Here is a 13,990-nt window from a genome sequence, read left to right on the forward strand (position 1 = left end):
CTCCTTACATTTCCCTGATGAGGGAGAAATGTCATTCGTGCGGTTTGTTTCCTTCCCAACGCTGAAACCAGATGGAACCGATGACGGTTGCGATGAGAAAGCTTAGAAGAGCATAGGCCGTTCCCTCCCGCAATGATAGGGAATACGAATGCAACAACAGCTCCCCTACGGCTTGCTTGATTTCGGGCATTGACAGAAGGGGGAGTTGGGAAAGACGCACAGCCCATGTCCAAGGGACATACATCCAAATGTGGTCGCCTAACGATGTTGCCCCGAGCAGAGCAGCAATGAGAAATCCACCGCTTCCTACGGCGATCGCGGCTCCCATTCCAAAGGCAAAGCTGATGAACAGATGCAAGGAAAAAAGAAAAAGGGAGCCCACGATGGAGAGCGCCGCTCCTTGCAAAAAGACGTGTTCATGAATGGGCGCCACTTTGAGCACGTATTTCATGCCCAAGAGCATGAGCAGCGTCGCGAGCAAGATGTCCGCGCCTGCCAGAAAGATCAGCAGCGTGAGCTTGCCAATATATGATTTCATTTTGGATACAGGGCCGGTCAAGATGTTCATGAAACTTCCTGCTTTTTCTTCTTGATAGGCCATCAGCCCGGTCAGCAGGGAGATGATGATCGGCAAGGAAACGGTCATCACTTCAAAAAATGCTTCGTATATTTTCGTTTCTAGGAACATGATGGTGTGATAGTGTGAAAAATACCACACCATCAAAAGCGAATAACTGATTGGCGTGATGATCATCATCAGCCGAATCGCGGTGCGTTTCGTTTTGAGCCATTCGGAGGACAGAAGGCGTAGAAACGACATGTCAATACACTTCCTTTCGCGCAAACCAAACGGCGGTTAGAAAAGATAAGAGCAGAAACATGGCAAGAGCCATCGCTAAGCCGATGGGAATGACCGAAGGATCCGAGAGCGGATCCCCTGTTTTCAAAGGAACCCCGTTAGGATGAACCCCGACGATCGGACACATCAACCTCATGCCCCAACTCCATGGAATGAACAGCCAATAAGGCGTTGTTGCTGCGATCACTCCCACAGCGAGGCCAATGACGCTGACAATGATCGAAACGACGATCCCAAACCGTTCGGCTACAAACAATCCGATCGGGATATACGATAAAGAGGTCAACCAAATGACCAAGCCGGCGCATCCAGCGACCACAGCGGATGAAAGGCTGCTAGGCACCAACCATTTCAATAAAACAAGCAAGATGATCAGTTCCACGGTAGAAAGCAACAGATAATAGGCGACGACGGCGATTTTGCTCCACCATAGACCTGTTATGCTAATATCGAGACAACGTAACGCTCTATCGTTTCCCGACTTTTTCTCTCTCATGATTGACAAGGAAGCGATCAACGCGGTGCCAATCGGAACGAAAATCAATGGCCACCAATTGAACACCGTGTATTCAAAATAGTTGTGTGCCGAATTCATGGCCGGCATGGTAATGACGGCGTACAGGATAAAGAAAAGCGGGGCAATAAACACCAATTTCTTCGCAAATGTTCGTTGATACTTTAAACGTTCTGATTCGAACATATTGAGCATCGTCTCCATCCTCCCTCACTGTTTGCTCACTACATCAATAAACAGTTTTTCGAGATCTTGGCTCTCGTCGATTTTCCCTTCATACATGAGTTTCCCGTTTTGGATAATGCCAATATAATCCGCTAATTGTTTCACTTCGGACAAAATATGACTCGATAAAATGACAGTGATTCCGTTTTGTGTAAAGGATCGAATCAGCTTTCGCAAGTCTTGTATGCCTAACGGATCCAATCCATTGGTTGGTTCGTCAAGGATGAGCAGTTGGGGATGATGCAAAAGAGCTTTGGCGATTCCCAACCTTTGCTTCATCCCAAGAGAAAATTGCGCGGCTTTCTTTTTCCCAGTGTTTTCTAAACCGACAAGATGCAAAACTTCCCGGATGCGCGACTCCGGCAGCCCGAGTAATTTGGCGTGAACAAGCAAGTTTTCATGAGCGGTTAAATTACCGTAAAGAGCAGGAGATTCGATCAGCGCACCGATATGTTTTAAGTCTTTCCGGCTCCAAGGATGGCCGTTGATCACGATTTCCCCTTTCGTAGGACGCAAAAGCCCCGTCAATATCTTTAAAAGCGTGGACTTTCCGGCTCCGTTTGGTCCGAGCAAACCATACACAGTATGTTTTTGAACTTTCATGGACACATCATCGACAGCGAGTTGTTTTCCGAACATTTTGCTTACATGATGGGTTTCTAACATATACTTTTCCATGTTCATTCTCCTTTCATCATCGGGACACGCTAGACGGTTTTAGGCTGATATCAGCGCAACGATAAGACGGTTCCCGTACGGTTTCCATATTAATCACTTCATCTAATGTTTTTATAAGAAAAGGGCGCATGGCTGATGTTTTTTTTTTCGGATTGGCTCTATGAGGAAAAACGAGGATATGGGAGAGATCGACGAAGCAAAAGCAGGTTTTATCGTTCTCAATTTGGCATAATGAACGTGAATTTAACAAAGCGATAAAATGGTAAAAGCGGAAGGGCTAAAAAAGTAATCCAAAAACAGCTGCTGGTATTGAAATGGCTTCACTCAACCTAAAAATCGACGGAAAGGACGTTCACTTGTGAGCGTCCCGTTTTTTTGAGTCCAACCGTTTCGCGGGAAGATTCCCCCAAAAAGTAGTATCGACATCAGTGGGCGATGAAAGAACAAGGGATCATTATAAACTGTAGATGAGCAAATTCGCTAACACAAATTGACAACTAAACAAAAAAGGAGACATGACAAAAAACAGCTCCATGTCGCCTAAGGGGTGCCCTGTTTGTCTCATAGGGTATGGAAATTACTGTAATGAAAAATACTCATCTACAGATTATAAATTTCAATTCGTTTGAAGAAGGAACTCCGCGAATTTTGTTGTAATTCCTCTATTGGGGTGAAAAGATGGAAAAAGAAATCATTCGCTTTTTAGTAGAACATCGGGAAATCATCGAAAAATTACACAATGGTACGGTGAGCTTGATCGGCTTAAGTGAGTTAGAGGTAAAAGCGGTTATAAGGGTATTTAGTGAATCGACGGAGCCGCTTGGATATTGGAAGTAGATAACGATGAGTCGAATGGTCATGGTAATGATTGTTGCTTTGATGGTAGCACTATATTTAACCATTTTAAATGTGAAGCATCCATTGATCGGTATGGAGGTAGTAGAAAATAACAATGGTGATGTCATTGTTAACGATATTTACGAGTTTGGTTGGGCAAAAAAACATGGTATTCATCTTCATGATCAAGTGTTGAAAGTGGATGGAAAGCCTCCTCTCTCCCATTTTACTGTCCGGAAATACAACACAATTGAACAAGTGAAAACAATAACGATTCAGAGAGAAAATAAAATTCGAACATTTACAATTGACGATACATCGCATGGAATAGAACAGTGGTTGTATTATATTGCTTTGCCGACGGGTTTTTTTCTATTCGCTGTTAGTTTAAGCATGTTTTTGCTTCGTCTACGGCTGAATGACCAATCGGCGACCGTCCTCATTTACTTTTTATTGCTGGCGGGGCTTTGTTATATCAGTGCCAGCTTATCAGCGAAATATGTACCGTTTGGGCGTTACATGTTTAACGCTATATTTTTACAATTGCCTGCTGTCTTTCTGCATTTCGTTTATCATTATTTTGAAAGAGAAAAGAAAGGATGGTTTACGAAAAAAATCGTTCTTTCTCTTTATAGTTTTAACTTCGTTGCCTTCGTTATTTCTTTATCTCATTTACTAAGTGAAGCGGAAGTTCTATTGGTGACATTCCTTATCAATATAGGTACCATTCTTGCTTTGTTAGGAAAAGGATGGGTTTATCTTAAAAAAGATGACCAGCAACATACAGTCAAAGGTTTGCTTTTAGCCATAGGGTTATCTGCCGCACCATTTGTGTTATTTTATAGTCTCCCGGTTCTAATCATTGGAAAATGGGTATTGCCAGCCGAATTAACCGTTATTTCGCTTTTTGTGTTGCCATCCGTCTTTCTTTATTTGATTTGTACGGATCGGCTATTTCGATTGCCGTTTTCTATCAATCGCTTTGTGTACTATGCTTTTTTATCATTACTTCCAGCTTTTCTTGTTACATTGCTTTATGCCAAATTTGTCAATGAAGCGAGGAGACTTGTTGAACTCGCTTTGTTGTTTTTACTGATTTATGGAATAAATATCCTTGCTCTCTATTCAAAAGGATATTTCGATCGAACATTAAGGACGAAGTTATACGTACAAAAAGACTGTTATCAAGAAAGTATCTATCGGATCGGTGAAACATTAAAAAAACAGAAAAACATGCGGGAAGTGATCCAATGCCTAGAAAAAGAGGTGAGAGAAGTATTAGATATAGAGAATCTAGCTTTTGTACAAGCGATCAGAAGTATGCAAGCCCCGTTTCATTGCGATGAAAAAGAGTGGACGAAGTTAACCAAAAAGATGGATAGACAACCACTTTCGATTGGAAAACTGATTGAAAATAAGCGTTTGTTTGCGGTTTTTGTAGGCTCGTTCCGGCAAGGGCCTTTACTATTAATAGGAAAAAAGAAACATCCTATTCCATTCCGGTCAGAACAAAAAGATTGGTTATCCACCATTGTCTATTATGGCAGCGTCACGATGGAAAATATGGTAAAAGTAGAGGATTTGATAAAAGAGCTCAACCATGTAAAGCAAAGACGTAATTCTATTTGGCTCACTCGTTTGATCTTTCAATGGTCGGAAAAGGAAAGAAGAAAGTTAGCCATTGACTTGCACGATACGATTCTTCAAGATTTAATTGTTTTAAAACGGAAAGTGGAGAGTTTGCGCTTTCAAAATATGCGTATGGAAGAAATGAAAAAGCAGCTAAACTACATTGAAGAAGAAATTGTAGATATGATTGATGTAACAAGGGAGATATGCTATGAATTAAGACCGCCATTTTTGAGTCAAATCGGATTAGAGGAGGCGATCGTACAGTTAATCCAACGATTCCAATTACGTGCGAATATAAAAATCGAATGGAATGTTCATTTATCAGCCAAATTGGAGGAAGAACGGGAGCTTGCTATTTATCGGATGATCCAAGAATTATTAAACAATGCGATGAAACATTCGCAGGCATCGTATATTCAACTAACATTGGAGACTCAAAATGAGGAAGTTCAACTTCATTATGTTGACGATGGTATAGGTATAGACATGGAAAAATTAAATCATTGTGATGGAAAGCTTGGTTTGTTTGGGATCAAAGAGCGCGTACAAGGCTTAGGTGGAACATTCAAGATGACGTCACAACTAGGTAAGGGGCTGGATATACGGATTGCCATTCCATTATAGGTATGGGAAGGAGAAAAAGGACTCGATGATTCACATTTTGGTTGTCGATGATCATCGCCTTGTTGGTGAAGGAACAAAGAATATGCTTGAGAGCGAACAAGATTTTCAAGTAGAACTTGTGACATCTGGCACAGAAGCGGAACAGATGATGGAACAACAAACTTATGATGTGTATTTGCTTGATTGGCGTATGCCAGATATGAACGGTATCGAATTAGGTAAACGAATTCTCCAAAAACAACCGAATGCGAAAATTGTCATCTATACCGGATATGATGTTGCTCCTTTTTTGAATTATTTGATTGAATCAGGCATTACAGGTTTTGTCAGTAAAACGGCAACGAGCGAGCAATTGATTACAGCGATTCGCTGTGCGTTAAGAGATGAAGCGGTCATTCCTGTGCATTTACTGCGCCAACTGCATCTTTGCGAAGTCAAGGCCAAGATGGAAGAAAATGAAGAACATGTTGCGCTGAGTCAGTTCGAGCAAGAAATATTATTCGAGGTGGCCAACGGTTTAAGCAATAAAGATATTGCTAAAAAACACTATATAAGCCAACGAAGTGTAGAACGGCATCTATCGCGCATTTTCACAAAGCTGCGTGTATCTTCGAGGGTAGAAGCCGTGGAAAAAGCCAAACAACTAGGGTTCATTCCAGAGCTTCATCTATTGTGAATGCCTTCATCGGATCGGTGAGGGCGTTTTCTTTTTTGGGGTCCGCTATCTCGTGTCGGTATTCCGCCAAAAAATGGCGGGGTTCCGACACAGGTTGGCGGTGAAAAGAAAAGGAGGTGGAGATATAATTTGAGATGAAGTAAAACATGTTTATTATGGATGATTTTGTATTAAATAAATAAAGAAGCCGTAGGCATAATGGACAATGAAATGGTTACATACGAGTGAAAAAAAAAGAGTCTCCTTTTTCTTCTTAACATCAATGGTTGTTCTACGAAAACCATTGTCACCGAACGACTTTCTATCATTTCCTAGAAGCTGTTTTACGAAATTCAGCATGTTTGTCATTTAACGATGGTAAAAAGAAGAAAGGTGAAATATTTTATGACAAAGCTTAAAGAGATGAGAAAAAAGCCAATAACTGGATTGATTGTCATTGCGATGGCAGTGTTTATTGATATGCTTCTGTATAGCATCGTTGTTCCGATCGTGCCTTTTTACACTTCTAAATTTGATGCTTCCCAAACAGTTATTGGCATACTAATCGGCTGTTATGCGTTTTCTTTTTTGATCGCTACTCCTATATTAGGAGGAATCTCTGACAAGTTTGGTAGACGAGGAGTCATGCTGTGGGGGCTGGTAGTTCTTTTAGCAAGCACGTTACTATTTGCTTTTGCAAATAGTATGTTGCTGCTCATTGTTGCTAGATTGCTTCAAGGTGTTGCGGCAGCGGCGACATGGACTGCGGGACTGGCGTTGATTACAGATATGTATCCGCCTGCTAAAAGGGGAAAGGCTTTAGGAGCCGTACTGACTTTTATGTCTGCAGGGACTCTTTTAGGTGCACCTGTAGGTGGAATGTTGTTTGAATGGGGAGGTTATCAGCTGCCGTTTTGGTTTGTTTCATGTTTTATTCTTTTAGATGGACTTGCAAGGATGTTTTTATTAGAGGATCCGCCAAAGACGATGAATGCTGATAGTGTAGGAATGAAAATTTTCCGAGACCGTATAGTATTAAAAATTTTTGGTGTGGTTCTACTTGGAGCTTCTGCAATAAGTATTTTAGAGCCAATCCTGCCTATTTACCTTGAGGAACATTTAGGAGCTAATTCAATGCATATAGGGGTTCTGTTTGGTATTACGACTCTTGCTTATGGAATGGTAAGTCCCTTAGCTGGTTGGTTATCTGATCGATGCGGAACTTTTTCTTTGATGATGGCAGGCCTGCTTATTTTAGCCGTTTCTCTTCCATTGGTCATACTCCCTAACTCGTTAATATTAGAAGGAGCCGTACTTTTTTTGGTAGGGGCAGCGGCTGGTTTTGTCTTAACGCCGACTTTGCCGGAATTAGCGAATTCTGTTGATCGTTTAGGTGGGGGGGCGTATGCTACTGCATTTGCTGTTTTTAATATGGCCTATTCTGTAGGGATGATAATCGGTCCGATTGTAGGAGGAGGACTGGCTGATTTATTTGGTATATCAACAGCGCTTTATATCATGTGTTTTGTTTTAGTAGGCTATAGTCTATCTTCTAGACTTGTAAAACATGAAAGAAAAGCTACATATGTCAATAATAGATGATGTATACATTATGATGAAAGTGATGATAGTAATTGTTCTTACTTTTGTTTTTTCTTTCGGTATAAGCCTTCTGCTACTTAGAATTCCAGTAGTAAACAAGATCATTTAAAACATGAAATATTCACCTTTGGGTTAGGAGGAGAAAAATGAAGTATTTAAAACCCTTTTTTTTAGTAACGGATATTGGGTTTATTATATACTGGCTCATTACCTTTTTCCATCTTATACCTGAAAGTGTAGCGTTTAAAGACTATGATAACCCGATTATTATCGCATGGAACTGGTCGTTTTTCCCATTAGATATTTTCATTTCTATCACTGGTCTTTACAGTATATATCTATATAATAAAAACAACCCGGCATGGCGGAACTGGGCTCTGATTTCTCTTGTGTTGACTTTTTGTTCCGGATTGCAAGCCATTGCATTTTGGGCTTTTAGCAAGGATTTTGACATCACTTGGTGGGCCGTCAATTTGTATTTAATGATCTATCCATTATTTTTTATTAGAACTTTCATTGCCGCAAAGAAATAAGGATTGTCTGTGAAGGGTCATGATTTATCAGGATCGTTGGTGAAATGCTATTATGATACTCTTTCAAGCATTTTTAGAATAAAGGAGTGCTGTTCATGTATTTTCTAATTTGGGGCTTTCTTGTTTGGCTAGGAGCAACCATAATTTTCCGGTTTTTTGGACATTTTTTCTTCAACCCAGAAAATGCTTTGCTTCTTCTGTTATCCTATCTGCTTGTTGTTCCACTCATTTTTTTATTAACTTATCCTCTATACAAACTTAAAGGTTTAAAAAAAGATGAGCGTTTAAAAGCCGCTATGTTTATCGCGCTTCCCGGCATGTTCATTGATACGATTGTATTAGTTATCTTTCCAGAAGTATTTACTAATTTACTAGTGGAATCTGATCGATATTTTGGTTCTTGGTTATTATGGGCATATAGTTTAATTTTAATAACCGGGCTTTCCCCGAGAAAAGAGTAAAGAACTGTAGATGAGCAAATTCACTAACATAAATTGACAACCAAACAAAAAAGGAGACATGAACCCAGCTCCTTGAGTAAAATAGATGTGCTCAAACCCATTCACACAAGGAGATTCATGGCTTAGGAATCGATGAGCACATCATCAAGGAATCCACCCATTTTTCATGACGCTGGGATTGGCGCCTGATTTCTCGAAACCGGTCATCAAGCCTCTCGTTCATCTTGTCGACGCCTTGACGACCAAGGGATGTTCGGTACTAGAGTTTTCATTCCAACCATCGAACCATACTCAGCCATTTTTTCACGAAAAGCCCTTGGGATGAAGAGACGTTGCTTCGCAAACTCTAGCCATGGATCCTTCAGCGCAGCAAGCGAATGGCCAAAAGGGAGAATCAACCCGTGTTGCCATTTTTCCAGCTGCATTACTGGCTGTTTTGCTTATATGCATAGTAACAGAAGCGCTCGTTTCTTTTGTTGATAAAAAATGGGGATTTAAATGGGATTGGGCGGTTGTTTTAGGGATCGCAACGATTACGTCGTTTCCTTTTTATCCATCCTTTGTCTTTGTAGTCCCCATTTATATGGGAGCAATGGGATATTATGCAGGAAGACGACTATGTGCTAAATGGCGTTACGATGAAGGAAACGGATGAGTTTGAGCCGGAGTGTTCAAATCGCCCGAGTGGTAAAGGTCATTTGGAGGTGGATGCTAAGAACTGGAATACAAGCAAAGAATAAAGGAGCTGAAGCAGTAAATGATTCGAAAAACGATCACGGTTTGCACGTATCAAACCGTTTCTTCTCCTTGCCCTGCTCGTTTCGAGCGGCATTGAATCCGTTCAATTTTTGACAGCGTTGATGGATGGAAAATTTGCTGAATATCCTAGCGAACGAAGCTTTGATGTTGATGATATCATTTTGAACATGAGTGGAGCGGTTATCGGGTTTGGTCTGTACCAATTATGGGGACGCATGAAAAGCTTGATTTCTCGATCACACCGCTCGTCACCGAACCGTTGAGGGCATACATGCAGTCATCACGTTGTTTGGGGGGTGTCAATGATCACTTTCTTTATCGATGAAGTCAAACATCAAAGTATCGATATAGGGGATGTGGACCGCTATCATTTTGAGTTTCTTCAGCCGATTTTGGAACATAAACGCTTTGCTGAGACGACCGAGAGAGGGAAGAAGCCAAAGGGCTGATCACAGCCCTTTGGGCGTCACTTTCTTTTCCACTTTTCGTAGCAGCCAGTCGAAGGCAATCGCCAAAATGGCGGCTGGGATGGCGCCGGCGAAAATCAAGTTTTTGTCGGCGATGCGCAGGCCGCGGTCGATCAAGTCGCCAAGCCCTCCGGCGCCGATAAACGTCGCCAAGGCGGCGACGCCGATCGTCAGCACGGTCGCGGTGCGCACGCCGGCCATAATGACGGGAAGTGAGAGGGGAAGCTCGACCATCCATAAAATTTGCCGCGATGTCATTCCCATCCCTCGTCCGGCATCAACGAGCGCCGGGTCGACGCCAAGAATGCCGGTGTACGTGTTGCGCAAAATCGGAAGCAAGGCATAAAGCGTCAAGGCGATGATCGCCGGCAGTTTGCCGATGCCGAAAATCGGCAACATAAACCCAAGCAGCGCCAAACTCGGAATCGTTTGGATGATGGCGGCGATGCCGATGATCGGCTCGGCGAGTTTGCGATACCGGGTCAACGCGACGCCAATCGGCACGGCCACCGCGATGGCAATGCTCATGGCAATCGCGGATAACAGTACGTGCTCTTGAAAAGCGATCCAAATCTCTTCTCGTCGTTCAATAAACGTTTGCAATAATTCCATTGTATCCCTCCTTGGTAAAAAAACAGCGGTCCGTTCATCGTCGTCTTCCTTATTGAAAAAACGGTGACAGATGGGCCGCCGCTATCATGCTCTTCCCTCATTGGTGAAAAAGAGGCGGTGAGCCAACCGCCTCCTTTTCATCGGCGGAATTCAGCCGCCAATGGGGGCCTCGTTCTATTCTGAAGGGGAAGTTGCGGCCACACCGGCCAGCTGCCAACGGGAGAAGTGTTTCCCATCGCCGGTTTTTGGGCGAGCGGCTATCGAGCCAATCGCACCCGATTCGCTTTTGATGTGCGGCCGTCTTCCATCTGTTCACAAGACTAGAAGGTTGGTGAAAAACAGCTGGTTCCCCTGGTTGATGAGTGAACATGTGAAAAGTAGAACCGATGCTACAAGGTTTTTTATTTGAGAAATGATCTTGTGAAGCGGCATGCTCCCGTAAATCACCGGGCTTCTGGAGGGAACCGGAAATCTCATCCTTCCCCCCATGGCTGATGTCTTTATGCGTGCTGCTGGAATGTCCACTCAGCGAGCGCGCGCATCATGCTGGAGCGCGTAATGCCGCCGACAAGGCGGTCGCCATCGAGCACTGGAATGATGCGCACGTCCGGGTCTTGGAACAAGGCGGCGACGTCTGTCACATCCGCTTCTTTTTGTAATGTCGTCACATCGTAATCAGCGATGTCGGCGACAAGCAAATGTTCCTCATTGTATCGTTGCTCGATTTGTTTGAGCGTCACGATGCCAAGAAACGATTGCTTTTTATCGACGACGACCAAACTGTCGACCTTTCGCGCCTTCATCAGCCGGAACGCTTCGGCCAAGCCGCGCCGCGGTGCGATCGTGGCGACGGCGTCGGACATTAAATCTTCCGCTGTCGGCACGGCTGTCTGGCGGGTCAGCAGACGGTCTTCACCAATAAACTCGCGGACAAAGGAGTTCGCCGGCCGCCGAAGCATTTGGTCCGGCGTCGCAAATTGGACGACTTCCCCGTCTTTCATCAGCGCAATCCGATCAGCGATTTTAATCGCCTCGTCCATATCGTGGGTGACAAAGACGATCGTTTTGCGAATTTCTTCTTGCAAGCGGACGATGTCATCTTGCAGCTGTTCGCGGCTGATCGGGTCGAGGGCGCTGAACGGCTCATCCATCAAAATAATATCCGGTTCCGCGGCCAACGCGCGGACGACACCGACGCGCTGCTGTTGGCCGCCGCTGAGTTCCGATGGGTAGCGGTGCTTGAACGTCGCTGGATCCAAGCCGACGAGGTCAAGCAACTCATCGACTCGTTTTTCATAGGCGCTTTTTCCCCATTTTTTCAGCTTCGGCACGAGCGCGATGTTTTCCGCGATCGTCATGTGCGGAAACAGCCCGATTTGCTGGATGACGTAGCCGATGTTGCGCCGCAGTTCGACCGGATCAAGCGTAGAAATGTCTTGCCCGTCGATATATACGGTGCCCGACGTCGGCTCGATCAATCGATTGATCATTCGCATCGTCGTCGTTTTTCCGCAGCCGCTCGGTCCGATGAGGGCGACCAGCTCGCCTTTATGGATTTCAAGATTGATAGTTTTTAAGGCGACAAATCCATCCTCATACTGTTTTGTGACGTTTTCAAATCGAATCATTCACATTCCTCGCTTTCTAGTCGATCAGTCCTTCCGATTTCAAAAAGTCTATTGCCACTTCGCGCGGCCGTTTTCCTTCCAAATTCACTTCGCCGTTCAGTTCCATCATTTTTTCGTCCGTTAAGATGTTGGCCAGTTTGTTCAGCGCTTCCTCGAGTCTTGGGTTGGCGTCCAACACGTCTTGGCGGATGATTGGCACGGCGTGGTACGGCGGGAAGTAATGTTGATCGTCTTTGAGCACGACGAGATCGTATTTTTTGATGCGGGCGTCCGTCGTGTAGGCTGTGATGACGTCGATCTCCCCGTTTTTCGCCGCTTCGTATTGCAAGTCCGGATCGATGTTGACCGTTTTTTTGAACTGGAATCCGTACGTATCGACAAGCCCGTCATAGCCGTCGCTTCGCTCAAAAAACTCGGCGTCTGACCCAAAGGTAAGGGAAGACGAATGATTGACTAAATCAGAGTACGTTTTGACCCCGAGCTTTTCGGCAAGGTCTCTTCGCATCGCCAATGCGTACGTATTGTTAAATCCGAGTGGTTTGAGCCAAGCGATGTTGTATTTTTCCTTATATAACTTCTTCGTTTCATTATAGATTTGTTCGGGCGTTTTTGCCGGATCGTACGGCTGTTTTAAAATGTTTAAATACCCTGTTCCCGTGTACTCGACGTACATGTCGACGTCTCCGTTTTCAATGGCTTGCTTAAGCATAAAGGCGCCGCCTAGACTGTCCTTCACTTCCACGTCCAAATCGGTGTTGGCCTTCACATACTCAGCCAATAAATGCGTCAAAATCACCTGCTCGGTAAACTTTTTTCCGCTAATCACAATGTGCCCTTTCGCATCACGTTTCCCGCTGCAGGCGGCCAGTCCGAACACAAGCCCGACAGCGAGCAATAACATGAACCATTTACGCAAAACGATTCCTCCTTTTTTGGATCCGAAAATGCCGATAAAAAGATCCATCCGACCTGTTAAACACCCGGACGATGGTGTTGAAAGTTTTTCTTTAAAAAATGTTGGACAGCAGTTCTCCCTTTGCATCACCAGCCTTCTAAGTCAAGGGGGAAAGCAAAAAAAAAAAAAAACGACACGGAGGGGAAAACGTCACAAACATAGGGTAACGCAAATTAGGTTAAGTTGGAAAATTTGGTATCAGCCGATCTATCCGCGTTTGGCTGCTTCTCGCCTTGAGAACCGTTCTCTCCGCCGCGATGCTTACAAATGCTCGGGAATGCGCCCTAATCCTCCTAAATTCTCCGAATTCGAGATATTCGAGCTGAATAGGAAGAAAAAACCGGCTGCGGTAAGCAGCCGGATCCATCGAAACGAGTGGGTTCATGATCTGTTGAGGAATCATCTTACGCATGAACGAGGCGGTGAAGAATGCTTTCGGTTTTGAAGACGCGGGCGTTGAGGACATGCAGTCCCGCTTCATGTTCGGCGAGAGCCGGCAACACCTTGTCTTCGAGGATCGATGTGACGTGGGTGAGGTCGCCTTTCATTTGGTGGAGGTCGTTCGCCATCGCCTCATATTTCGCGGTCAGCACTTCCTGCCTATGACGAAGCGCTTCGGCAATCGCCTTCGTTTCCGTCGTGGGTTCGTAAAGCAAATCGATGCGCTGTTCCAGCGTGGTCGTCCGCTCATTCAATTGGGCGAATTGCTGCTCAAGAGCGCTCGTTCGCTCATTCAACTGAGCGACTTGCGTCTCGAGGGCGCTTGTTCGTTCATTGAGCTGAGCGACTTGTCCCTCTAAAGCGCCGACTCGCCGTTCGAGCGACTCGACTGCCGCGCGCGTGGCTTTCACCTCGTGCAAAATTTCCCGCAATAGCGCTTCCATGTCGATTCACCTCCTTTTCATCTCTATTTTACAAAAAAATCGCATGGATGGCGAGGAAAATTCAG

At 44.4% G+C, this 13,990-nt stretch carries 15 protein-coding genes and 1 pseudogene; 9 read left to right on the forward strand and 7 right to left on the reverse strand.

What is annotated here, in order from left to right; genetic code table 11:
- Positions 1-31: 31 nt before the first annotated feature.
- Genes ACTVIM_RS01660 through ACTVIM_RS01670 form a run of 3 tightly spaced genes read right to left on the reverse strand, consistent with a single transcriptional unit; the run spans position 32 to position 2,276 of the window.
- The gene (locus ACTVIM_RS01660) at positions 32-820 is read right to left on the reverse strand and encodes a lantibiotic immunity ABC transporter MutG family permease subunit (protein ID WP_445613434.1); all 789 of its coding nucleotides are present in this window, start codon (positions 818-820) and stop codon (positions 32-34) included.
- A gap of 1 nt (position 821) precedes the next feature.
- Positions 822-1,568, reverse strand: a complete 747-nt coding sequence (locus ACTVIM_RS01665; RefSeq protein ID WP_033020698.1) for a lantibiotic immunity ABC transporter MutE/EpiE family permease subunit — start codon at positions 1,566-1,568, stop codon at positions 822-824.
- A 15-nt stretch (positions 1,569-1,583) separates the two neighbouring features.
- Positions 1,584-2,276 carry a lantibiotic protection ABC transporter ATP-binding protein gene (locus ACTVIM_RS01670; protein WP_033020696.1) on the reverse strand — a complete coding sequence of 231 codons (693 nt, stop codon included), beginning with the start codon at positions 2,274-2,276 and terminating at the stop codon, positions 1,584-1,586.
- A 678-nt stretch (positions 2,277-2,954) separates the two neighbouring features.
- Here ACTVIM_RS01670 and comX point away from each other — a divergent pair.
- The 9 genes and pseudogenes from comX to ACTVIM_RS01715 all read left to right on the forward strand — a co-directional run bounded on the left by comX (position 2,955) and on the right by ACTVIM_RS01715 (position 9,642).
- Entirely contained in the window at positions 2,955-3,113 is a 159-nt protein-coding gene (gene comX, locus ACTVIM_RS01675) for a competence pheromone ComX (RefSeq protein ID WP_445613435.1), read from the forward strand.
- 6 nt (positions 3,114-3,119) lie between these two features.
- On the forward strand, positions 3,120-5,369 hold the full coding sequence (locus tag ACTVIM_RS01680; RefSeq protein WP_445613436.1) for an ATP-binding protein: 2,250 nt from the start codon (positions 3,120-3,122) through the stop codon (positions 5,367-5,369).
- Between the two features lie 25 nt (positions 5,370-5,394).
- Positions 5,395-6,045, forward strand: coding sequence for a response regulator (locus tag ACTVIM_RS01685; RefSeq protein ID WP_445613437.1), 651 nt, complete (start codon positions 5,395-5,397; stop codon positions 6,043-6,045).
- A 384-nt stretch (positions 6,046-6,429) separates the two neighbouring features.
- Positions 6,430-7,626 carry an MFS transporter gene (locus ACTVIM_RS01690; protein ID WP_445613438.1) on the forward strand — a complete coding sequence of 399 codons (1,197 nt, stop codon included), beginning with the start codon at positions 6,430-6,432 and terminating at the stop codon, positions 7,624-7,626.
- Between the two features lie 146 nt (positions 7,627-7,772).
- A complete protein-coding gene (locus ACTVIM_RS01695) occupies positions 7,773-8,159 on the forward strand; it encodes a YvaD family protein (protein WP_445613439.1) in 387 nt (128 codons plus the stop codon).
- Positions 8,160-8,254: 95 nt separating this feature from the next.
- Positions 8,255-8,620, forward strand: coding sequence for a DUF5367 family protein (locus ACTVIM_RS01700; RefSeq protein ID WP_033842558.1), 366 nt, complete (start codon positions 8,255-8,257; stop codon positions 8,618-8,620).
- Between the two features lie 166 nt (positions 8,621-8,786).
- Positions 8,787-8,967: pseudogene (locus tag ACTVIM_RS01705) on the forward strand (IS701 family transposase); the annotation flags it as partial.
- A 5-nt stretch (positions 8,968-8,972) separates the two neighbouring features.
- A complete protein-coding gene (locus tag ACTVIM_RS01710; protein ID WP_445613440.1) occupies positions 8,973-9,275 on the forward strand; it encodes a hypothetical protein in 303 nt (100 codons plus the stop codon).
- 175 nt (positions 9,276-9,450) lie between these two features.
- A complete protein-coding gene (locus tag ACTVIM_RS01715) occupies positions 9,451-9,642 on the forward strand; it encodes a VanZ family protein (RefSeq protein WP_445614286.1) in 192 nt (63 codons plus the stop codon).
- Between the two features lie 186 nt (positions 9,643-9,828).
- On the opposite strand, the gene ACTVIM_RS01720 is transcribed toward ACTVIM_RS01715, so the two are convergent.
- The 4 genes from ACTVIM_RS01720 to ACTVIM_RS01735 all read right to left on the reverse strand — a co-directional run bounded on the left by ACTVIM_RS01720 (position 9,829) and on the right by ACTVIM_RS01735 (position 13,925).
- A complete protein-coding gene (locus ACTVIM_RS01720; protein WP_445613441.1) occupies positions 9,829-10,458 on the reverse strand; it encodes an ABC transporter permease in 630 nt (209 codons plus the stop codon).
- Positions 10,459-10,958: 500 nt separating this feature from the next.
- Positions 10,959-12,086 (reverse strand): ABC transporter ATP-binding protein, encoded by a 1,128-nt coding sequence (locus ACTVIM_RS01725; protein WP_445613442.1) that lies wholly within the window; start codon positions 12,084-12,086, stop codon positions 10,959-10,961.
- Positions 12,087-12,102: 16 nt separating this feature from the next.
- Positions 12,103-12,987, reverse strand: a complete 885-nt coding sequence (locus tag ACTVIM_RS01730; RefSeq protein ID WP_445614287.1) for a glycine betaine ABC transporter substrate-binding protein — start codon at positions 12,985-12,987, stop codon at positions 12,103-12,105.
- Positions 12,988-13,445: 458 nt separating this feature from the next.
- Positions 13,446-13,925 (reverse strand): hypothetical protein, encoded by a 480-nt coding sequence (locus ACTVIM_RS01735; protein WP_445613443.1) that lies wholly within the window; start codon positions 13,923-13,925, stop codon positions 13,446-13,448.
- Between the last annotated feature and the right edge of the window lie 65 nt (positions 13,926-13,990).

This window comes from Geobacillus sp. YF-1, assembly GCF_052692335.1.